Source organism: Microbacterium sp. YJN-G (genome assembly GCF_015040615.1).
Taxonomy (GTDB): Bacteria; Actinomycetota; Actinomycetes; order Actinomycetales; family Microbacteriaceae; genus Microbacterium.
Genome location: NZ_CP060403.1, coordinates 113,667 through 134,066 on the forward strand (window position 1 = coordinate 113,667; position 20,400 = coordinate 134,066).

A 20,400-nucleotide genomic window follows, 5' to 3' on the forward strand; every position below is an offset into this window, starting at 1 on the left:
TTAGAGTCGCGGGGCGAGGCGAAGGAGTCTGCGCCAATCAGGGAAGGTGTCGCAGTTGTCATCGGATCGTAAGGATGTTCTCGCAGAGCGCCGCGCAGCGGTTCTCTCGCAGCTCGTGCTGCTGTTCGCTCAGGGTCGTGATCCCGTCGAGCTTGCCGAGGACGCGGTGCAGCTGGTTGCGCGCGCCACCGACACGAAAGCCGTGTTCGTGTACTTGTGGGATGAGGAAGACGAACGCCTCGTTCTCCGGGTGGCGACCCAAGTCCCGCAACAGACGGGAATAGATGAGATCCGGTTGCGTCTCGGCGAAGGAATCGCGGGATGGGCGGCGATGCGTCAGGAGTCCGTCATCATCAACCGCGCGCCCGCCGAGGACCCCCGATTCGTCCCGTTCGCAAGCATCGAGGAGGAGGAGTTCCACTCGGTGCTCGCCGCGCCTATTGCGGACGAGTCGAACAATCTTCGCGGTGTGTTCGCCTTGTACTCCACAGAGGAGAGCGCCTTCGGTGAGGATGAGTTGGCCATCGCCGTTGAGGTCGGCCGCCTACTAGCCACGGGCCTCGTGCGCGCTGAGACCGTGAACGACCTCAACCATCAGTCCGCAATCGCGCACTTCCTGCTGGATTTTCCGACCGCTTCCCGGACGTCCTTGGTTCCCGCCTTGGACTTCGCCGCGCAACGTGTGCTGGAGCTCATCGACGGGCAGGTGTGCATGCTCGAGTACATGAGCAGACGTGAAAACGCCGCGACCCCGATCATGTTCGCGTCGCGAACTGACACAGGTCAACGTGTATGGTCGACGCACTCCCGTTCCGCTGCTCAAAGCAGCATCGACCAGCACTGCGGGGGCCTCGAGCACATGTCTGTCGCGCTCGGTGTCGGCGCCTCTCGTGGCATCCTCACCTGCTACCGGCCCGCACGGTTCCGCTCCCGAGACGTCGAGCGGCTGAGCGCGCTCGCCATGCAACTTGGAGTACTTCTCGAAGCTGTCGACCTGAACTCGGTGGGCTCCTCTCTGGCGACCAGGCTGCGGTTCACGCAGGACGATAGGGAAGCGGCCAGCATCCTCGGTGAGCTGGGGTTGGATGGCCCGGTCTGTCCCATTCTTGTCCGTGTGCACAGCGTGCAGAGCGATTGGGAGACAGCCAGCCGGGCGTTGAAGGATGCTCTCAGCGTGGCTGCCGGAAACCGCGCGGTCGTGCTCCTGCACTCCACGTGGGGCTTGGTCCTCGCCGATGCGCCCGGAGGCCGGCTGGCACCTGAGTTGAGCTCGCACGTGTTCCAGGCCACCCAGCGACTCGCTGAAGGGGCGGGGCTGCGAGCCTCGATTGGCGTCGGTTCGGTCACTTCCACCCCTGACGACATCCGTCAAGCAATCGACAATGCCCGGAGCGCTCTGGAATGGGCCGGCGTGTACGGCCAGATATCTCCGGTGTCTTTGGCGATATATCAGGATGTCCGCGGCATGCTGCCGTTGAGTGATGTCGTCCGGGAGCTGGCTCCTACCGTCGTGTCGCTCGTCGGCATGCTCGAGCCTTTGGTTCAGTACGACATCAAGCAGGGAACGCAGCTCGTGAAGACTCTAGCTGTTCTCGCGGGATGGGGTGGTTCTGTGCAAGAGACCGCGAAGGAGCTGCTCATCCACCGCAACACGTTGCGGCAGCGGATGCAGCGTATCGAGCATGTGCTCGGCATCGTGCTGGGTCCCGGCACCGCGTGGTCGCCCCTGGCGCTCGCGGCTCGGGTTGCGAGCGCCAGGGTGAGCAGTTCAGTCGCGGCTCAGTAGACGTCTTTGACGTAGCGCCCTGCCGCCTTCAGGTCGGCCACACGCTGCTCTCCGGCGGACGAGTCACCTGCGCCGAGGATGTCGACCAGCGCCCGGTCGACGTCTGCGGCCATGCGTGTCTTATCCCCACACACGAAGATGTACGCTCCGCCGTCCACCCACTCCCTCAGCTGATCTGCGTGATCGAGCATGACGTGCTGCACGTAGAGCTTCTCCGCCTGGTCACGCGAGAAAGCCACGTCGAGCCGGTCAAGCACGCCGCGTGCTCGCAGGTCCTCGAACTCGTCCTCGTACAGCCAGTCGAAGGCGCGGTGCTGATCCCCGAAGAACAGCCAGTTGCTGCCGGAGGCGCCGGAGGCATCGCGATGCCGAAGGAATGCTCGGAACGGTGCGACCCCCACACCCGGCCCGATCATGATCACCGGCTGGTCGTCAGCGGGGAGAGTGAACTCGTGTGCGGGTACGCGGCGGACGGTGAACGCCGCTCCGTCCTCAGCACGTTCGCGCAGGAACTCGGTTGCGGTTCCTTGATGTTCGCCACGATCCCGCTCATATTTGACCCCCGCGACGGTGATGTGCAGTCTGCCGTCATCGAGGAGCGGGCTGGATGAGATCGAATAGTCCCGATGCTGGAGAGGTCGAAGCTCCGCCAGGACGTCCGCCGCAGGGATGCTCTCGCAGCCGAGGTCCGTGATGACGTCCAGCACGTCACGACCCCAGAGCCATGCGTCCAGGCGCTCCCGGGAGCCTGACTGGATGAGGTCGATGATCTCTTTCACGGAGTTGTTGTCCGGTTGCAGCCGCGACAGACCGACGATGAGACCGGGGTGCGGCAGACGCAGTTCGACGTCGTGCTTGAGGATGTCCCGGAAAGCCCGCCCGTCAATGGTCTGCTCCCCGAAGACGTCAATCCACTGAGAGACGAGACGGTCGGAGTTCTTCGGGAACACCGAGAGCGAGTCACCGGGCGCGTAGGTGAACGGCTCATCGAACGCGAGTTCGTAGTGAGCGACGTACTTCGCGGAACCGGGCTTGGACAGCTGCTGGGTTGCCACCACCCTGGCGGTCCGGTCCCGGTCCGAGGCCGTGTGCTTCTCTGCAACGGCCTGACCCGGATCCTCAGAGTCGGCAGAGACCGCACCGTCCCAGGGCTGGGTGTCGAGCAGTTGCTGAACTGCCGGCTTCGCCCATCGCTCGGCACTGAACTCGAAGTCGATGTCGCAGTCGATGCTCTCGACGATTCGAGCGGCTCCGAGTTCTTCGAGCCGCTGGTCGATGTCGTGGCCGGCTTTGCAGAAGTCCTCGTACATGGAATCGCCGATGGAGAGGACCGCATAGGGCAGTCCTTCGAAGGCTCCGGCGGGGAGCTGTTGCAGCCAGTCCCAGAACTCTGCCGCGTTGTCCGGCATGTGGCCGTTATCGTGCGTGGAGGTCACAACCAGAAGTCGCTGGAGCTGCCGGTCTCCGGAGTGCAGCCAGTCCTCAAGGGACGCCAATTGCGCGTTGTTGCCGGCCTTCTCCACCTTCCCGTGGATCTGGAATGCCAGGTACTCCGCGTTGCCGGTCTGGCTCCCGAAAAGGATGGTGAGTTCCGCAGCATCTGACGCGGCCATCTTCGCTTCCCCCTCAGCGACGCTCAACTGTATGGTCATGATTCGGTGTTGATGAAGACCGACTTCGGCTCTGTGAAGCCGCGCACGCCCTCCATCCCCAGCTCGCGTCCGATGCCGGACTGTTTGAAGCCACCGAACGGGACCTGCACACGGATGGAGGAGTTCGAGTTCACGGACAAGGTCCCGCTCTCCACACCCCTCGCAACGCGAAGCGCGCGGCCGACGTTGCTGGTCCAGATGGAGCCGCTGAGACCGTAGATCGTCTCGTTGGCGAGCCGGACCGCCTCCTCCTCCGTGTCGAAGGGAATGACCACGGCGACGGGGCCGAAGATCTCGTCCCGGGCTGCGCGGGTGGATCCGTCCTGGTCGACGGCGATGTGGGGGGCCATCCAGTAGCCGGGGCCGTCCGGGGCGGATCCCTTGAAGACCACATCGAGCTTGTCGTCGAGGAAGGACTCGACGGTCGTACGGTGCTCCTGTGACACCAGGGGGCCGAGGTCAGTGTCCAGCCGCGACGGGTCTCCGATCCGCAGAGCACTCGTGGCGGCGACGAACTTCTCAAGGAATTCGTCAAGAGCGGGCCGCTGCACGAGGATGCGGCTTCGTGCGCAGCAGTCCTGACCGGTGTTGTCGAACACCGCCCATGGCGCGGATGCTGCCGCCTTGGCGATGTCGGCGTCAGCGAAGACGATGTTCGCGGACTTTCCGCCGAGTTCGAGGGTGACCCGCTTCATGGTGTCAGCGCTGGAGCGGAGGATGGATCGCCCCACCTCGGTGGACCCGGTGAAGCTGATCTTCCCGACCCTCGAGTCCTCGATGAGAGTTGAGCCCACTTCTGCGCCGCCGCCCGTGACCACTTGCAGGAGGTGCGGAATCGGGGAGACCTCCGCGGCGAGCTCGCCAAGCCGGACGGTGGACAGCGGGGTCATGCTCGCCGGCTTGACGATGACGGCGTTACCGGCCGCGAGGGCGGGCGCGATGCTCCAGCTGGCGATGGGCAGGGGGAAGTTCCAGGGTGTGATGACCCCGACGACACCGATTGCCTCGCGGAAGGTCAGTGCTACGCCCCCGTCGACGGGAATGGTCTCACCGGTCAGCTTGTCGATGGTGCCGGCGTAGTAGCGGAACACCCCAGCGACGCTGTCTGCCTCAGCGAGCGCCGCCGTCATCGGCTTTCCCACATCGCGTGACTCGAGACTGGCCAGCTCCTCCCGATGGCGAGACACCGCATCAGCGAGGTCGAACAGGAACTGCTGGCGCTGCGCGATAGGAAGGCGTGCCCAGCTTCTCTGCGCAGCGACCGCTCGCTCTACAGCGATGTCAACGTCAGCGCGGGTGAACGCCCGCACCTCGTCGATCTGCTCTTCGGTCGCCGGGTTCCATACGGGAATTGTCAGGTTCGTCATCGCTCCTCTTCCGCCGTCTACGGGTCGCTCGCCCGCTTCAGTTGTCTTACCTTGGCTCACGCGGGGACGGAGCCAGCGTGCACGGAGTACGAAAGTGAAAGGGGGCATGTGCGTCATGCACATGCCCCCTTTCTTCGAGCGGTGTCCCTCTCACGCCGCCGTCAGCAGCCTCGCAATGCGCGGCTGCGCGTTGACGCCGATCCACGCGCTTGTGCCGTCCGGCGCGTCATAGCGGTGAAGCGTCGCTCCGCGCTCTGGGTTCTCGAACTCCAGCACCGGCACGGCGTCCGGATGCAGCGCCCCGACCACTTGGACTTTGCGTCCTGCGACTTCCGTCCAGAAGTATGACGGGGGCGCCGGCTGCCTGTTCACGCCGGTGAGCATCTCCGCAAGGTGTGCACCCTGCTGTCGCGCTTCGGCCCAGCTCTCCGTGCGCTGGCCCGGACCGCCGTCGCGCATGCGCGTGACCGCGTCACCGATACCGAACAGGTGCGGGACGACGGCCCCTTCCTGAACGACACGACCGTCGTCGTCGACGAGCAACGCACCCTGGGTGAGGAGGCCGCTCTCTTCCAGCCACCCGACGGCAGGGCGGGCGCCCACGGCGCTGATGAGGACGTCACCGACAAGCACAGGCCCGTCTCGGAGCTCCACCTCCCAGCCGCGGTCAGTGGTGCTGATGCGAGCGATATCGGCTTCCCAATGACAGGCAACGCCCGCATCCGCGAGCCAGGCAGACGTCTCCTGGCCCAGGTGGCCGGCCAACAGTCGCTCGAGGGGCCCTGCGGCTCGGTCCAGGAGCGCGACCTTCGATCCGCGGGCGGCGAGCGAGGAGGCGAGCTCCACGCCGATGGCTCCCGCGCCGATGACCACGGCAGACTCGCCGTTCGCCGTGCGCTCGCGCAGCCTTCGGGCATCCGCGGCGCTCCGCAGTACCGTGGTGTCCTCCGGTTCGATAGGCAGCCGCGCGGCGCTCGCACCCGTGGCGATCACAAGTTGGTCGAACGGCACAGCGCCCATCCGCCCATCGGGGTACTCGACTCTGACGACCGACGCCGACGTGTCCACGCTCGTGGCACGTGCACGGACGAGCTCGGCATTCAGGTCGCTCCAGTCAACGGCGATATCGTCCGCCTCACCCTCGACAAGGTAGTGCTTCGACAGCGGGGGCCTGTCATATGGGGCGTCGGGGTCACAGTCGATGACCGTGACCTGCGCACTGTTGCCGAGTTCCCGCAGCCGCTCGATAAACGCCGTGGTCGCGACGGAAGCGCCGACCACGACCAGCGACTCGCTCACGCGTCCTCCGTCTCGACGAGCTTGATGGCACGCTCAGGGCAGTTTCTGATGGCTCTTCGCGTGTTCTCCTCTTCGAAGGCGCCCTCACGTCCTTCCACCACATGCCCGTATCCTTCATCGTCGATGTAGAAGGTCTCGGGGGCGATCATGAAGCACCGTGCGTGTCCCTGGCACCGTGCCGGGTCCACCCAGATCTTCGTCATGTCACTCGCCTCCTGTCAGACGCAGCCGCAGCGACCCGACACCATGCCAGGGCTCCTCCTGGGCCAGCTCGAATTCCGGGATGGTGGCCAGGAAGTGCTCGAGGGAGATCACGAGCTCTTTGCGTCCGAGGTTTGAGCCCAGGCACCGGTGGATACCGCCGCCGAACGCGAGGTGCCGGTTGTTCTCGCGAGTGATGTCGATGTCGTTCGGGTTGTCGTAGATCTCGGGGTCTCGGTTGCCGGCTCCGAACACCAGCACCACACGCTCGCCCGCCTTGATCTCCTGCCCGCGGACCGTGGTGTCCTGCTTCGCGGTGCGCGCCATCGCCTGGACGGGCGACAGCGTACGCAGGAACTCCTCAGCCGCATCCACGATCCGGTCGGGCTCGCGGCGCAGAAGTGCCTGCGCTTCCTTGTTGCGGGCGAGGTACCACAGTGAGGAGCGGATCGCCCATGCGGTGGTGTCCAAGCCTGCGAGGAACAGCAGGTATCCGTAGGAGACCAACTCGTCATCAGTCAGCGGGCGTCCGTCGATTGTCGCGTTGAGCAGCTCGCCGGTGATGCCCTCGAGTGCCTTCCCTGCGCGCCCGTCGTCGATGAGGCGCTGCACGTAGGCGATGAGGTCGTCTCCGGCGGCTTTCGCCTTCTCGGGAGACTTGGTCCGCTCGTAGATGATGTCGTCGATCCACTGGTCGAACAGAGGCCAGTCCTTCTCCGGGTATCCGGCGAGTCGGCTGAAGATGATCGTCGGGTAGGGACGGGCGAAGAGTGCCGACACGTCGACGACTTCGCTGTCCTCGAACGCGGTTTTCACCTGATCCGACAGTTCGATGGCCGTGGAGTGCATGCCCGGTTCGAGCTTGTTGATCGCCATCGGAGTGAACATCGGAAGCAGCAGCTTGCGGAAGCCGGCGTGCGTGGGCGGGTCGATGTCGATGGGGATCAGCGGCATCTCCGTGCCGAAGGACGGCAGCAGCATCGACGGACCCACCGACCATGTCTCCGGGTCCTGCTCCGCGTCGAAGATGTCCTCGCTCTTGGAGATGTACCAGAACCCGCCGTACTTCGAGCTGTGGCCGACAGGCTTCGACTCGTGCATCTGCGCGTAGTCGTCGAAGATCGTGTCGAGTGCCTTGCCGTGGAAGTCGAACTCGGCGAGGGTTTCGTTGTCAGACATGAGCCGGTTTCCTTTCGGTGTACGCGCTCGCCCGGCGAACAAGGTCGTCGAACAGAGCATGGTTGTCTGGTGAGGTCAGGTACAGGTGCTCCGGGTGCCATTGCACTGCGATGAGGTTGGCGGACGGGTCCTCGAACGCTTCGACCACTTCCCCTGCGCGTGCGGTGACGGTCAGCCCCTCGCCCAGACGCGCTACGGCCTGGTGGTGGTAACTGTTCACCGCCATCCGCTCTCCGACGATGCCCGCAAGAAGTGATGTCGGTTCGACGGCGATCTCGTGGTCCGCTTCGTTCGACGGGCGGGTCTGCCAGTGCCCGTCGAGGTGCTGGATGAGCGTGCCCCCGCGCAGGACATTGATGAGCTGCAGCCCCCGGCAGATCGCCAGGATCGGCAGTCCTCGCTCACGGGCGTCACGCACAAGGGCCGTCTCGAAACGGTCACGGAAGGGGCTGACACCGTATACGGCCTCGTCCGGCGCCTGCCCGTACATCTCCGGGGACAGGTCGCCGCCACCGGTGAGGAGAAGCGCGTCGAAACCGTCGAGCAGGTCCTCCGGGATCGTCTCCGTGGCCGGGAGGATCGCCGGTCGGCCGCCCGCAGAGACAACGGCTTCGGCGTAGCTGAGCACCTGAAGTGTGGAGTCCCGCGGACCGAAAGCGGACTGCTGCACGCTCCGGTCGGCGGTGACTGCGATAAGTGGACGAGGCATCAGTAGATCGTCCAACCACCGTCGACGAACAGCGTCGTCCCGGTCACCCAGCTCGACTCGTCCGAGGCGAGGAATGCCACGCCGTTGGCGACGTCCTCGGGCTTGCCGATGCGTCCCATCGGGGTGCGCTCGAGCAGCCAGTTGCGGACCTCTTCCTTCCCGAGTGCCTCGGCCGTGAATGGCGTTTCGATGAATCCGGGCGCGACCGCGTTGACTCGAATGCCGGAGGAAGCGGCCTCGACAGCCAGAGCGCGGGTGAGCTGCAGCAGGGCACCCTTGGAAGCGTTGTAGTGGATCTGGGGGTGGCCGCTCGAAGAGATCACGATGTGCGCTTCGACCGAGGTGATGTTCACGATGGAGCGCGTGTGATCACCGTCACCAGCTCGCAGGAGGCCGTATGCCTCGCGAGACACGATGAACGGACCGGTGGAGTTCACGGCGAACACCTGATCCCATTCCGCGACGGAAAGGTCCTCGAAAGTGCCGAACTTCACGATGCCGGCGTTGTTGACCAGCACGTCGAGGCGTCCGAACTCGTCGGCGACCTTCGCGAAGCCGGCACGGACGCTGTCCTCATCGGCGACGTTCGCCCGGATGTTGATGACGTTGTCGCGGCCGCCGAACACCGATTCGAGGGCATCCGGGTTCAGGTCGATGGCAGCGAGCGATGCTCCCTCATCGAGCAGCTTCTCAGCGATAGCACGACCGTTTCCGGACGCGGCTCCGGTGACCGCAGCGAAACGTCCTTCAAGTCGATTTCCCATATTCGTTCTCTTTCTTGGCTTGTCGGGGGTCAGATGTGTTCGAGGTAGCGGGACGTCTCCCAGTCGGTGACAGCCTTGTGGAACTGCTGCACCTCCCACTGGCGGGTCTCCGTGTAGTGGCGGACGAATTCCTCACCGAAGTACTCCTTCGCCAGGTCGCTGTCCGCAAACACAGCGATGGCTGCTTCCAGCGTGTGCGGCAGACGAACAGCGGCATCGCCGTCCTGCTCGTACGCGTTGCCGGTCACGGCCTCCGGCGGGGTGAGCGATTTCTCCAAGCCACTCAGACCCGACGCGATGTTGGCGGCGAGGACCAGGTACGGGTTGGCGTCCGCTCCCGCGATACGGTTCTCCACACGTGCTGCAGCCCCCGCCGATGGGATGCTGCGGATGGCCACGGTGCGGTTGTCGACACCCCATGTGGCGCTGGATCCTGCCCATTGTCCGCCTTCGACTCGCTTGTAGGAGTTGACGGTCGGAAGGTACAGAGCGGTGAAGTCGCGGGAGCCGGCGACGAGCCCGGCGAGGTAGGCGTTTCCGATGCTGCTGAGCTCGCCGGGAGTGGTGGGGTTCGCGAACAGGGCGTCCTCGTCCTCGGCGCTGATCAGGCTCTGGTGCACGTGTCCGGACGAACCCGCCTGCCCGGGGTTGATCTTGGCCATGAACGATGCAGTGAGCCCGTGGGCTGCGGCGATCTCCTTGACGGTGTGCTTGAGGAGCAGGGCGCTGTCCGCTGCCTGGATGGCGTCACCGTAATGGATGTTGACTTCGAACTGGCCAGCGCCGTGCTCGCTGTTGCTGGCCTCAATGAACACGCCCTGCTCTGCGAGCTGGTCACGGATGAGTCCGATCACGTGCTCGGTGCCCGAGTCGCGGTAGACGCTGTACGTGTGGTTGCCGTTGGTGATCGGCTCCAGGTCACGCCAGTTGCGGCGCGCGAGTTCGCGCGGAGTTCCCTCGAACAGGTAGAACTCGAATTCGTATGCGCAGACCGGGGTGTATCCGAGGGCTGCAGCTCGGTCGACGATACGACGCAGGACGCCGCGAGGCGACTGCTCCAACGGTGTGCCATCGGGGTTGTAGAGGTCGCAGATGACGGAGGCCACACCCGGCTCACCCGGAACCAGCCTCAGTGTCGTGAGGTCGGGCCGCAGGTTCACGTCCGGGTAGCCGGTGTGCCAGCCGGTGAACGTGAGGTTCGGGATACTGGCGTCTTCAATGTCCCAGCCGAAGAGGATGTTGCAGATGTTCGTTCCGGCTTTGTACGCGGACTCCACGAAGTACTTCGCCGTAAGGCGCTTGCCACGCCAGAGGCCGTCGATGTCGGGTGCACCGATCTTGATGACCTTGATCCCGTGCTCGGCGACGAACTCTTCGACGTAGCGCTTCGGATCTTCGATCAGAACCTCATTGTTCATGTGCCCTGCCTTCCAGCTTGCATTGATGGTGAGTATGAAGAGCGTGCAGCGAGGCTATCCGTGCCGCACACACCGCCTTATGTGCGCCGCGCACATCGTTCCCAGTTTCGCGGTGCACGACGTACGGGTCGGCCCTGACCGCTGAACGACAACGCCCGAGCGTGGCGAAAGCCACGCTCGGGCGATATCAGTAGCGGTGCTCAGGAGCGCGCGGGCGCTTCGCCCGCGATTGTCGCATCGAGTGCGTCGGGCAGCTCCTCCTCGTCGTAGATCTTCCCGATCCGGGCATACTCCGCAGGTCGGCGCTTGCGGAGATACAAGGCGTAGACCACGCCTGCGAGGGCGATGAGCAGAACATAGAGCGGGATCAGGTTGACGACCACCACATCCGCGCCGGCGAGGAACGGGATGTAGACGACCAGTAGGACCAGCACGATGGCCTGTGCGATGACCCCGATGGCCGGAGCGACCAGCGTCTTCCAGGTCGCGCCGGGACCGGAGCGGCCCACACGGTTGAAGTAGAAGATCACCGCGAGGGAGACCAGCAGCTGCACGAAGACAACACCAGCGGTGCAGAAGATCGGCAACCATCCACCCAACTGCAGAAGCGGGTCCGCGCCGCCGAGAGCGAACAGGAGGATGACGATGATCGCGATGGCTGCCTGGACGCCGTTCGCGACGTATGGCGACTTGTGCTTGTCGTGCGTGCGCCCGAGAGCTGCAGGCAAGATGCGGTCACGCCCCATGGAGAAGAAGTACCGCGAGGCGTTGTTGTGGAAAGCGAACGCACAGGCGAAGAACCCGGTGATCACGAGGAAATCCATCAGAACGCGCATGAAATGCCAGGTGTACATGTCGGCGAGGACGAAGTAGTAGTCGCCGACAAGAGTGCCAGCCTGCTCCATGGTCTGGTCCCCGAACCCGACGATGCCGGCGTAGGCGGCGAAGCTGTAGAACACGCCGAGGGTGATGACGGCGATGTAGGTGGCCCGGGGAACGGACTGCTTCGGGTCCGTTGTCTCCTCGCCGTAGATGGCCGTCGTCTCGAAGCCGATCCAGGACCAGAACGCGAAGAAGAAGCCAATACCGATTGCCGGCGCGGCCAACCATCCTGCCGGGTTGAATGCCTCGGGCATCTGCCCCTGAGCTCCGCCTTGAACAATCACGGCGGTTGCGACGAAGAAGACGACGAGGACCTCAAGCCCGAGCGCGATACCGAGAATCTTGCCGGTGAGCGTGACCTTGAAGTACGAGATCACGAACATGATGATCACTCCTGCGACACTGCACACCCACCACGGGACGGCCCACCCGAAGTAGTTCTCCAGCATCGCTGAGGTGAAGTAGCCGAACCCGCCGCTGATAGCCGGAACGATCATGCTGTAAGCAAGCATGACCGTCCAGCCGGCACCCAGTCCAATCGGTCGGCCCAGTCCCTGTGTCGTGTAGTTGTAGAACGCCCCGGCAGCGGTGATCCGCTTCGCCATCTGGGCGAACCCGACCGCGAACACCAGCAGGATGAGTGTGGCGGCGACGTACGTCAGCGCTGTGGACATTCCCGCTCCGTTCGCGAACGAGATCGGGATGTAGGTGGATACCACCACCAGGGGCGCCGCCGCCGCGGTCACCATGAGGACGATGGTGAAGAACCGGATCGAGCCTTTCAGCAGGTCGGTTGAGACTTCCGCGGTCGCCCGCCGTGTTGAGTTTGTCGCCATTCGGGTATGCCTCTCAGTGCACGTTGCCTGATAAGTGGATACTCCCGTTCAAGAGACCTGAACGCTTGTGAACGCCGTCGTTCACTCAATCGGGATGTGCGGAAAACTAATGGCGCTCGTCGCGGCGTGGAATGTCTCCTGCGACCATGTCAGCGGGGCGATATGTGCGCCGCGCCTATGATTCAGACTCCGGAGCCTGCGGGCAAAGCGTCGTTACCCTTGTGCTCGGGCGCGAACGATGTTCGCGAAGCGCTCGGCGAGGGCCTTCGTCCCTTCCTTCACAGCGGCGTCGGACGACTTGAACTCCTCGGCCTGGACGTCATAGGTGCACCGGTGCTCCTCCGGGATCAGCGGACGCCAGCTTTCGAATCGCGCCGGCGAGAGTTCTGGATGAAACTGCACTCCCCAGGCGCAGGACAGACGGAACACCTGGTGGCGGTACTTCTCGCCCGTCCCCAGCAGCACCGCATCCTCGGGCAAGCTCACGATGCCGTCGAAGTGCATTGCGCCCGCCAGCAGCGGGCGGGGAAGGCCGGCGACAAGAGGATCGTTTTCGGCCTCCTGCTGCCAATTCACGGCGACGACCCCGCTTTCCAGACCCGCATCACCGCGGCGAACGTGTCCACCTGTGGCGTCGGCGAGCAGTTGCGCACCAAGACAGATGCCCAGCGTCGGCAACTCCGTGGCCACGGCTTCACGCAGGCGCTCCTTGATGTCTTCAAGCCACGGGAAATCCTCCACGTCCATCGCCCCCATGCCGCCGCCGAGCACCACGAGCCCATCTACGTCGCCGAGACCGGGAATCTCATCCCCGTCATATGGTCGCACCACACTGACATCGACCCCCTCCTCGGCGATCCACTCGCCGAGCCGATCCAGATCGCCAATCGCATCAGGCTGGATCACAAGCAAAGTGGGGCGGTGGGATGCCGAGGTGTCTGTCATGGTGCTCCTTCAAGCGCAGGGATAGGGCCAGCACACACTCCATCACAAGAGAACTGGACGGGCATGTGCCCGGCGCACACCACCGACACGAACACCGTGCCGGGCGCACCGCTCCGAACGGGATCCGCGGATGACTATTCCCTGGAAGCCCATCGAAGAGCTCCAAGGAGGACGTGGCAATGGCACGACTGCCGATCCGCGCCGCGGTGCTGCACACCGCGGGTGCACCGCTGGACCATCGCACGCTGCTCCTGGATGAGCCGCTCCACGGTGAGGTGCTGGTGCGCTCTGGCGCCATCGGGCTGTGTCACAGCGACCTCCACTACGCCGATGGCACGCTCCCCATGGATGTGCCAGCTGTCCTCGGTCACGAGGTCGCCGGCGTCGTCGAACGTGTCGGACCAGGCGTAAATCGAGTGAAGGTCGGCGACCGGGTTGTTGCCACCGTCACCCCCAGCTGCGGCGCGTGTCCGAAGTGTGTGTCAGGCAATGCGACGCTCTGTGAGCGCACATCGCAGCGCCGCCACCGGGATCGTCCGAAACTGGAGACCGAAGACGGTACGCCCGTGTCAATGCTGGGCGGGATGGGCACATTCGCTGAAGCGTTCGTCCTCGATGAAGCCTCGCTCGCGGTGCTGCCTGACACTGTTGGTCTGGATGTCGCCTGTCTCCTCGGCTGTTGCATCAGCACCGGCGTCGGCGCGGTCACGCACGGCGCACAGGTGAGCCCCGATGACACCGTTGCCGTCATCGGGTGTGGCGGTGTCGGCATGGCCGCGATTCAAGCCGCTCGCATGTGCGGAGCACTGCGAGTCATCGCCATCGACCTGCACCCAGAGAAGCTGATGCTCGCCACCGAGATGGGGGCGACGGATGTCGTCGTATCCGGACCGATGTCGGAGGTCATCGACGCCGTGCGGGAGATCGTCCCGAACGGCGTGACGCGTTCGTTCGAAGCGGTTGGGCGACCAGAAACCGCCGAACTCGCGTTCGATCTGCTAGCACCGCGCGGCATCGCCACGATCCTGGGACTCATGCCGGCAGGTAAGCGCATCAGCGTCGACGCCGGCGCTCTCATCGAAGGCGACCGCCGCATCCAGGGCGCCTACATGGGAGCCAATCAGTTCCTCGCCGACGTTCCGATGCTCGTCGATCAGTACGAGCGCGGCGTCCTCGACCTGCGGGCGATGGTGACGTCCGTCATCCCGTTCTCCGACATCAACGCAGGGCTGCAAGCGATGCGCTCCCCCGAAACCATCCGCACGGTGGTGTCGTTCGAATGAGAGGAAACGATGTGACGGTGTCAGTACCGGTTGTCGAGACGCGATCCTGGATCGATGGCCGTTGGGCCGTCCCGGACCACGAAATCGGTTCGCTTCACGACCCGAACACCGGGGCACGGCGTGGCCCTCAGCGTGAGAACTCCACCGAATCGGTAGCGGATGCCATCGCCGCGGCGGACCGCTTGTTCACGGCGCAGATCCTCGACGATCTGGGCCCGGCATCCCGCGCTGCCGCCCTCGGAGAATGGGCGGCCCTTCTCGATGACGCAGCCGAGGACATCGCACTGCAGGATTCGCTGTCCACAGGCAACCCGCTCTCCACCACGTGCATGCTGGCGGGCTCACTCGGCGCGCGGGTGCGTTCCCTGGCCGCAGAAGTCCTGAACCTCGGAGACGGTAAGGAACTGCCTGCATCGGGCCGCACCGTCCGGCTGCTCAATCGTTCCCTGGGTCCGACTCTGATCCTCGCGCCGTGGAACGCGCCGACCTTCGTCGCTGTCTCCAAGCTCGCCGCGGCCTTCGGTGCGGGCTCGCCCTCGATTCTGAAGCCGTCCGAATGGACGCCGGCGGGCGCGCAGATTGCGTTCGAGTTGTTCGTTCAGGTGTTGGATGCCCGCGCCCTCCCCGCCGCATCCGTGCAGCTCGTTCACGGTGGCGCGAGCGTCGGCAGTGCGCTGACCTCGGATCCTCGGGTTCGTGTCATCACCTTCACAGGGGGTCTCGCCGCTGGCCGAGCGGTCGCCCGCGCCGCCGCCGAGTCCCTTGCGAACGTGCAGCTCGAGCTCGGGTCGAACAATCCCGCCGTCGTCCTCGAAGGCGCAGATGTGGAAAGGACCGCATCTGACCTCATCGCGGGTATGACACGCCTGAACGGACAGTGGTGCGAAGCGCCCGGGAAGATCCTCGTCCCGAGGTCCATGCACGACACGCTCACGGACGCGCTCGTGGCCGAAGCGGGGCGCATTCGGATCATGCACTCACTCGAACCCGACTGTGACCTCGGGCCTCTCGCCTACGAAGCACATCGCGACCGCCTCGAGGCCTCCGTCGCTGGACACGAAGCTCGAGGGGCGCAGGTCCGCCGCATCGGAACGAAGCCGGCGGCGGATGGTTGGTTCTTCGCCCCGACTGTGATCACGGGGCTTCCTGCTGCTGCAGCATCGGAGGAACTGTTCGGCCCGGCAGTGACTGTGCATCCCTACGACGACGTCGCGGATGCCATCTCCGACGCGAACGCCGCCGGCGGCGGGCTGGACGCGTTCGTATTCGGCGCAGACGAGGACGAAGCGATCCAGGTCGGCGGCCGTCTTCTCGCCGGAGAGGTCAGGGTGAACGGCACCAAAATGGCCGACCTGGCGGGGGAATCACAACAGACCTTCTGGGGCACGTCCGGGGTGGGAGGTCACGGCCCCGCTCAAGGCGTCGCCTTCTACCAGGGGCGTCGGGTCGTGGGCGTCGACGACCCCTCCCTGCCCATCTAGACCGTCCATTCACATCATCCGCAAGAGAAAGCAGAATCACATGATCATCGGTGTTCCCACGGAAGTGAAGAACAATGAGAACCGTGTCGCAGCGACACCTGCCGGTGTCGCCGAACTTGCCGCGCACGGGCATCGCGTGCTCGTCCAGGCTGGGGCTGGTGTCGGCAGCGCATTCTCGGACGACGAGTATGCCGACGCCTGCGCCGAGCTCCTTCCTGACGCGGAATCGGTCTGGGCAGCAGCCGACATGATCTTGAAGGTCAAGGAGCCTGTCAGCAGCGAGTACTCCCTCATGCGCAAGGACCAGGTCCTTTTCACGTACCTGCACCTCGCCGCGGATGCCCCGCTGACGCAGGCCCTGCTCGACAGCGGCACGACCGCCATCGCCTACGAGACGGTGCAGCTTCCGGACCGCAGCCTTCCGTTGCTTTCACCGATGTCGGAGGTCGCGGGCAGGCTCTCCACCCAGGTGGGCGCGAACCAGCTGATGCGGTCGCAGGGCGGACGCGGGCTTCTCCTCGGCGGCGTCCCGGGCGCACCGAAAGGCAAGGTCGTTATCATCGGCGGTGGCGTCGCAGGCGAACACGCGGCCACGATGGCGCTGGGGCTCGGAGCGGAGGTTACGCTGCTCGATGTAAACCTCCCCCGTCTGCGCGCGCTCGAAGCACGCTTTGACGGCCGTGTCACCACCCTGCGCTCAAGCCCGTACACCATCGCCGCTGCGGTGGAGGATGCGGACCTCGTCATCGGCTCCGTCCTCATTCCCGGGGCCAGCGCTCCCAAGCTCGTCACCGACGAGATGGTGGCGCGCATGCGCCCCGGATCCGTCCTCGTGGACATCGCTATCGACCAGGGCGGATGCTTCGAAGGCTCCCGCCCTACGACTCACGATGATCCCACCTTCCCTGTTCACGACGCTATCTACTACTGCGTGGCGAACATGCCGGGCGCTGTGCCCCGTACGTCGACGATTTCTCTGACGAACGCGACCCTGCCCTACGCGCTGGCCATTGCCGATAAGGGATGGCGGGCGGCGCTGGCCGCCGATGCGTCGCTGGCTCGCGGACTCAGCACTCATGAGGGCGTGCTCACGAACGCGGCCGTTGGCGAAGCTCTCGGAATCGAAAGCGCCGCCGTCGAACGGGTCCTCGCGGCCTGATCCCTGTTGTTGCGGGGGCACCGAGCCCCCGCAACACTAACGAAGGAGGTAGTCATGAACACACCGCGTTTCGACACCCGCGCCGACCTGGGTTTCGCTTGGAGTGTCAAGGACTCCTTTCTCCGGTACATCCGCAGCATGCCGGACGGCGCTATCCACTGGGGCGACGGCGCGTCCGTCACCAGCGACGGCCAGTTCTACTTCCCACTGACATCGGTGACTCGGACAACAGAGGGCTTGGACCTTCAGTTCGGCGGAGAAGTCCGGTTCCTCGCTCACCGCGGACTGCTCGCCGTCACCCTCGAATCCCCAATCATCCGCGTTACGCGAACCACGGCGACACTCATCAATGGCGTCGAGGGCGGACGGGACGAGCTGTGCGAAATGAACCTGCCCCCGCAGACCCATGACGACGACGTCCTCATGTGGTTGGACGCACCTGTGACGTTGACCGCCGCCGGCTCCGAGCTGTTCGCGGGAACGTACGCGCTGCATGAGGTCATGGCTCCGATGACTATTCGCATTCCCCTCGCGAGGGACACGACGTCCCCTGCGGGCACGCTCACCGCCGCAGACGTTTGATCTTCCCGCGCCGATGATCCTCGATCTGTCGGCTTGGGACCTAGAGGTGCAACCTGCACCGCTGAGTGAAAGGGAGGGGGAGGCTGCGCTCCCCCTCCTGGCTCAGTCGGCTCATCCGATGGCTCTCATCCGTGAGAGGTTCGGTTCGGCCCGTCACCGGGACGCGGCTGAGAAGCACTTTCGAGCGTGACCTGCGACCACCCCGTATACCCCGGGGGTATATGCTAGGAGCATGGCAACTGTGGAGATCACCAAGGACAACCTCGAGAAGACCATCGACGCCGGCGGCGTCGTGTTGCTGGATTTCTGGGCGGAATGGTGCGGCCCGTGTCGCATGTTCGGCCCCATCTTCGAGGCGGCGTCAGAAGCACGCCCGGACGTCGTGTTCGGCAAGGTCGATACGGAGGCGCAGCGCGAGCTCGCCGCCGGATTCCAGATCACATCGATCCCGACGCTGATGGCGTTCCGTGACGGGATCCTCGTTTTCAGCCAGCCCGGTGCCCTGCCCGCCTCTGGGCTCGACCAAGTTCTCGACGCGGTACAGGACCTTGACATGGACGACGTACGGGCGAAGATCGCAGAGCGTGAAGAAAGTGACTCGCGGTGAGGATCGTCGTCGTCGGCGGTGTCGCCGGCGGGATGAGCTTCGCCGCCCGCGCACGTCGACTTGACGAGACAGCCGAGATCATCGTCCTCGAACGCGGTGAGCATGTCTCATTCGCTAACTGCGGCCTGCCTTACTTCGTGGGCGGCGAGATCACCGACCCGGACGCCCTTCTCGTACAGACGCCCGAACGGCTACGCGCGAGCCTCAACCTCGACGTTCGTACCCGCCACGAAGTCGTAGGCCTCGATGCAGACGCGCACGAGGTCACCGTCCAGACGGAAGCAGGTGAGGAGCGGATCTCGTACGACGCCCTCGTGCTCTCACCCGGCGCCTCCGCGGTACGTCCTCCCATCGACGGCTTGAACAGCTCGCGAGTGAGGACTCTACGTACAGTCGAGGACGCACGGGCCCTTCGAGACCGCGTCGAGTCGGGGGCTCGGCATGCTGTCGTCCTCGGCGCTGGGTTCATCGGTGTGGAGGCCGCCGAAGCCCTCTCCCTCAGCGGTCTCACCACGACAATCGTCGGTCTTGCACCTCACGTCCTGGCGCCATTCGATGAGGAACACGCGTGGTCCGTCACCCAGGAGCTGCGCCGCCTGGGTGTCGATGTGCGCACCGATGTCGAGGCCGGACGGATCGTGCCCGGCGCCATCAGCGACACCGTTCAGTTGTCGGACGGCACAAGCGTCGTCGCGGACCTCATCGTTCTCGCGGCGGGCGTTCGCCCCGACACCGCCGTCTTCGAAGCCGCGGGCGTGGCCTGCGACCGCTCCGCCATCATCACCGACGACCGCGGACGCACCTCACTCCCCGGTGTGTGGGCAGTCGGAGACGCTACGGCGAGCACGGATCCGATCACGGGCGCGCGTCGCCCCGTCGCGCTGGCGGGACCGGCGAACCGGGCCGGCAGACTTGTCGCCGACCACATCCTGCGCCCCGAACAGGCTCGCGCGATACCTGCGCCGCTCGGCACTGCCATCATCCGCGTCGGGGAGCTGACCGCGGCGACCACCGGCGCGAATCGGAAAGCGCTCGAGCAGGCGGGAGTCGCGTTCGAGACCCTTCACCTGCAGCCCAATCAGCATGCAGGATACTTTCCAGGGGCTACACCAGTCCACCTCAGCATCCACGTCCGACTGGACGACGGTTTGATTCTTGGTGCGCAAGCGACGGGTCTGGACGGCGTTGATAAGAGGATCGACGTCCTTGCCACCGCCATTAGAAACGGGATGGTCGTGGCCGATCTCATTGACCTTGATCTCGCCTACGCCCCGCCCTACGGCCAAGCGAAGGATCCCGTGAACCTGGCAGGCATGCTCGGTGCGAACGTCATGGACGGCGTGCTCAAGCTGTGGAATGCGCGCGACCTCGGCGAGGTGCGCTCCACATCACTGATCCTCGACGTTCGAACAGACGAAGAAGTCGCGACGGGTATGGTTCCCGGGGCTCTCCATATCCCTCATACGCAGTTGCGGGAACGACTCGACGAGGTGCGCGCTGCAGCGGACGGGCGTCCGGTCCGGGTGATGTGCGCCTCAGGCGTCCGCTCCGCCATCGCTCACCGGATCCTGGTACAGCACGGATTCGACTCCGCCTCGTTGTCTGGCGGAATGACGACACTGCGTGCGCTTCTCGGCGAACGAACCGACAGCATTCTGGCGATCCCGGAGCTCGTGCATGGCTAGCTCGCACATCTCGTGCTCGCCAAGTCCGACCGAACGCGTCCTTCGCGGGGTCGTCGCGTTGATCCTTGCGTCAGTGGGGTGGACCACGATGCCCACCGACCCGGTCGTCGGCGTCTTCGCAACGCTGGCTTCGGGGGCGGTTGCATTCATGACGGTGACCGGCTGGTGTCCGGCATCGCTGATGCGACCGAAATCGGAACGCGACGGCAGCCCCACTGAATCACTCTCACTGACCGATGCACGCGACATCGCCGACATCGCAACTCGCATTCGCACGAAGGAGCAGCAGCCATGACCCTCGATAGTGAAGCCGCGCAGCGGCGCGTACTGAACCGACTGCGGCGCGCGCGCGGGCAGCTCGACGCCGTGATCGCCGCCGTCGAAGACGAGGCACCGTGCCGCGACATCGTCACGCAACTGGCTGCCGTCACCCACGCCCTCAACCGGGCGGGATTCGTCGTCGTTGCAACAGCGCTGGAGGAGTGCCTTTCCGCCCCCGAAGGATCCGACGGTCCCACCGCTGAGGAACTCGAGAAGTTGTTTCTCACGCTGGCCTAAACCTCCT

The 20,400-nt window shown here is 64.9% G+C and carries 19 protein-coding genes; 9 read left to right on the forward strand and 10 right to left on the reverse strand.

All coding sequences use genetic code 11. The features are described 5' to 3' along the window. Positions 1-55 precede the first annotated feature (55 nt). Positions 56-1,786 (forward strand): helix-turn-helix domain-containing protein, encoded by a 1,731-nt coding sequence (locus H7694_RS17375; protein ID WP_193599331.1) that lies wholly within the window; start codon positions 56-58, stop codon positions 1,784-1,786. Here H7694_RS17375 and H7694_RS17380 read toward each other — a convergent pair. From H7694_RS17380 to H7694_RS17425, 10 genes are all read right to left on the reverse strand, one after another. Further along, the gene (locus H7694_RS17380; protein ID WP_193599332.1) at positions 1,780-3,438 is read right to left on the reverse strand and encodes a sulfite reductase flavoprotein subunit alpha; all 1,659 of its coding nucleotides are present in this window, start codon (positions 3,436-3,438) and stop codon (positions 1,780-1,782) included. The two genes, H7694_RS17375 and H7694_RS17380, sit on opposite strands and share 7 nt — an antisense overlap. Further along, positions 3,435-4,805, reverse strand: a complete 1,371-nt coding sequence (locus H7694_RS17385) for an aldehyde dehydrogenase family protein (protein WP_193599333.1) — start codon at positions 4,803-4,805, stop codon at positions 3,435-3,437. The genes H7694_RS17380 and H7694_RS17385 overlap by 4 nt, the downstream gene beginning before the upstream one ends. Before the next feature lie 150 nt (positions 4,806-4,955). Next, the gene (locus H7694_RS17390; RefSeq protein WP_193599334.1) at positions 4,956-6,104 is read right to left on the reverse strand and encodes an NAD(P)/FAD-dependent oxidoreductase; all 1,149 of its coding nucleotides are present in this window, start codon (positions 6,102-6,104) and stop codon (positions 4,956-4,958) included. Further along, the gene (locus H7694_RS17395; protein ID WP_193599335.1) at positions 6,101-6,307 is read right to left on the reverse strand and encodes a ferredoxin; all 207 of its coding nucleotides are present in this window, start codon (positions 6,305-6,307) and stop codon (positions 6,101-6,103) included. The genes H7694_RS17390 and H7694_RS17395 overlap by 4 nt, the downstream gene beginning before the upstream one ends. A gap of 1 nt (position 6,308) precedes the next feature. Further along, positions 6,309-7,484, reverse strand: a complete 1,176-nt coding sequence (locus H7694_RS17400; protein WP_193599336.1) for a cytochrome P450 — start codon at positions 7,482-7,484, stop codon at positions 6,309-6,311. Continuing rightward, positions 7,477-8,193, reverse strand: a complete 717-nt coding sequence (locus tag H7694_RS17405; RefSeq protein ID WP_193599419.1) for a gamma-glutamyl-gamma-aminobutyrate hydrolase family protein — start codon at positions 8,191-8,193, stop codon at positions 7,477-7,479. Before H7694_RS17405 ends, H7694_RS17400 begins: the two co-directional genes overlap by 8 nt. Further along, the gene (locus tag H7694_RS17410) at positions 8,193-8,957 is read right to left on the reverse strand and encodes an SDR family NAD(P)-dependent oxidoreductase (protein ID WP_193599337.1); all 765 of its coding nucleotides are present in this window, start codon (positions 8,955-8,957) and stop codon (positions 8,193-8,195) included. The genes H7694_RS17405 and H7694_RS17410 overlap by 1 nt, the downstream gene beginning before the upstream one ends. 29 nt (positions 8,958-8,986) lie before the next feature. Continuing rightward, complete coding sequence (locus tag H7694_RS17415; RefSeq protein WP_193599338.1) at positions 8,987-10,375, reverse strand: glutamine synthetase family protein; 1,389 nt, start codon at positions 10,373-10,375, stop codon at positions 8,987-8,989. Positions 10,376-10,575: 200 nt separating this feature from the next. Beyond that, the gene (locus H7694_RS17420) at positions 10,576-12,093 is read right to left on the reverse strand and encodes an APC family permease (protein WP_193599339.1); all 1,518 of its coding nucleotides are present in this window, start codon (positions 12,091-12,093) and stop codon (positions 10,576-10,578) included. Between the two features lie 213 nt (positions 12,094-12,306). After that, positions 12,307-13,038, reverse strand: coding sequence for a type 1 glutamine amidotransferase (locus tag H7694_RS17425; protein WP_193599340.1), 732 nt, complete (start codon positions 13,036-13,038; stop codon positions 12,307-12,309). Positions 13,039-13,217: 179 nt separating this feature from the next. Between H7694_RS17425 and H7694_RS17430 the strand changes: the two genes are divergently transcribed. The 8 genes from H7694_RS17430 (at position 13,218) to H7694_RS17465 (ending at position 20,393) form a co-directional block, all read left to right on the forward strand. Further along, complete coding sequence (locus H7694_RS17430; protein WP_193599341.1) at positions 13,218-14,321, forward strand: alcohol dehydrogenase catalytic domain-containing protein; 1,104 nt, start codon at positions 13,218-13,220, stop codon at positions 14,319-14,321. Beyond that, positions 14,318-15,802 (forward strand): aldehyde dehydrogenase family protein, encoded by a 1,485-nt coding sequence (locus H7694_RS17435; protein WP_193599342.1) that lies wholly within the window; start codon positions 14,318-14,320, stop codon positions 15,800-15,802. The genes H7694_RS17430 and H7694_RS17435 overlap by 4 nt, the downstream gene beginning before the upstream one ends. A 40-nt stretch (positions 15,803-15,842) precedes the next feature. After that, positions 15,843-16,961: an alanine dehydrogenase gene (gene ald, locus H7694_RS17440; RefSeq protein ID WP_193599343.1), complete on the forward strand. Its 1,119-nt coding sequence runs from the start codon at positions 15,843-15,845 to the stop codon at positions 16,959-16,961. Positions 16,962-17,015: 54 nt separating this feature from the next. Then, positions 17,016-17,543, forward strand: a complete 528-nt coding sequence (locus H7694_RS17445; protein ID WP_193599344.1) for an HtaA domain-containing protein — start codon at positions 17,016-17,018, stop codon at positions 17,541-17,543. A 232-nt stretch (positions 17,544-17,775) separates the two neighbouring features. Further along, positions 17,776-18,150, forward strand: a complete 375-nt coding sequence (gene trxA / locus H7694_RS17450; RefSeq protein WP_193599345.1) for a thioredoxin — start codon at positions 17,776-17,778, stop codon at positions 18,148-18,150. After that, positions 18,147-19,835, forward strand: coding sequence for an FAD-dependent oxidoreductase (locus H7694_RS17455; RefSeq protein ID WP_193599346.1), 1,689 nt, complete (start codon positions 18,147-18,149; stop codon positions 19,833-19,835). The genes trxA and H7694_RS17455 overlap by 4 nt, the downstream gene beginning before the upstream one ends. Then, positions 19,828-20,130 carry a DUF2892 domain-containing protein gene (locus H7694_RS17460; protein ID WP_193599347.1) on the forward strand — a complete coding sequence of 101 codons (303 nt, stop codon included), beginning with the start codon at positions 19,828-19,830 and terminating at the stop codon, positions 20,128-20,130. Before H7694_RS17455 ends, H7694_RS17460 begins: the two co-directional genes overlap by 8 nt. Then, positions 20,127-20,393 carry a metal-sensitive transcriptional regulator gene (locus H7694_RS17465; protein ID WP_193599348.1) on the forward strand — a complete coding sequence of 89 codons (267 nt, stop codon included), beginning with the start codon at positions 20,127-20,129 and terminating at the stop codon, positions 20,391-20,393. The genes H7694_RS17460 and H7694_RS17465 overlap by 4 nt, the downstream gene beginning before the upstream one ends. The last annotated feature ends 7 nt before the right edge of the window (positions 20,394-20,400 follow it).

Coding starts and splice junctions, on each gene's coding strand:
- H7694_RS17395 (WP_193599335.1), bottom strand. CDS start 6,307: ATGACGAAGATCTGGGTGGACCCGGCACGGTGCCAGGGACACGCACGG.
- ald (WP_193599343.1), top strand. CDS start 15,843: ATGATCATCGGTGTTCCCACGGAAGTGAAGAACAATGAGAACCGTGTC.
- H7694_RS17400 (WP_193599336.1), bottom strand. CDS start 7,484: ATGTCTGACAACGAAACCCTCGCCGAGTTCGACTTCCACGGCAAGGCA.
- H7694_RS17460 (WP_193599347.1), top strand. CDS start 19,828: ATGGCTAGCTCGCACATCTCGTGCTCGCCAAGTCCGACCGAACGCGTC.
- H7694_RS17420 (WP_193599339.1), bottom strand. CDS start 12,093: ATGGCGACAAACTCAACACGGCGGGCGACCGCGGAAGTCTCAACCGAC.
- trxA (WP_193599345.1), top strand. CDS start 17,776: ATGGCAACTGTGGAGATCACCAAGGACAACCTCGAGAAGACCATCGAC.
- H7694_RS17465 (WP_193599348.1), top strand. CDS start 20,127: ATGACCCTCGATAGTGAAGCCGCGCAGCGGCGCGTACTGAACCGACTG.
- H7694_RS17415 (WP_193599338.1), bottom strand. CDS start 10,375: ATGAACAATGAGGTTCTGATCGAAGATCCGAAGCGCTACGTCGAAGAG.
- H7694_RS17425 (WP_193599340.1), bottom strand. CDS start 13,038: ATGACAGACACCTCGGCATCCCACCGCCCCACTTTGCTTGTGATCCAG.
- H7694_RS17435 (WP_193599342.1), top strand. CDS start 14,318: ATGAGAGGAAACGATGTGACGGTGTCAGTACCGGTTGTCGAGACGCGA.
- H7694_RS17380 (WP_193599332.1), bottom strand. CDS start 3,438: ATGACCATACAGTTGAGCGTCGCTGAGGGGGAAGCGAAGATGGCCGCG.
- H7694_RS17405 (WP_193599419.1), bottom strand. CDS start 8,193: ATGCCTCGTCCACTTATCGCAGTCACCGCCGACCGGAGCGTGCAGCAG.
- H7694_RS17445 (WP_193599344.1), top strand. CDS start 17,016: ATGAACACACCGCGTTTCGACACCCGCGCCGACCTGGGTTTCGCTTGG.
- H7694_RS17385 (WP_193599333.1), bottom strand. CDS start 4,805: ATGACGAACCTGACAATTCCCGTATGGAACCCGGCGACCGAAGAGCAG.
- H7694_RS17430 (WP_193599341.1), top strand. CDS start 13,218: ATGGCACGACTGCCGATCCGCGCCGCGGTGCTGCACACCGCGGGTGCA.
- H7694_RS17410 (WP_193599337.1), bottom strand. CDS start 8,957: ATGGGAAATCGACTTGAAGGACGTTTCGCTGCGGTCACCGGAGCCGCG.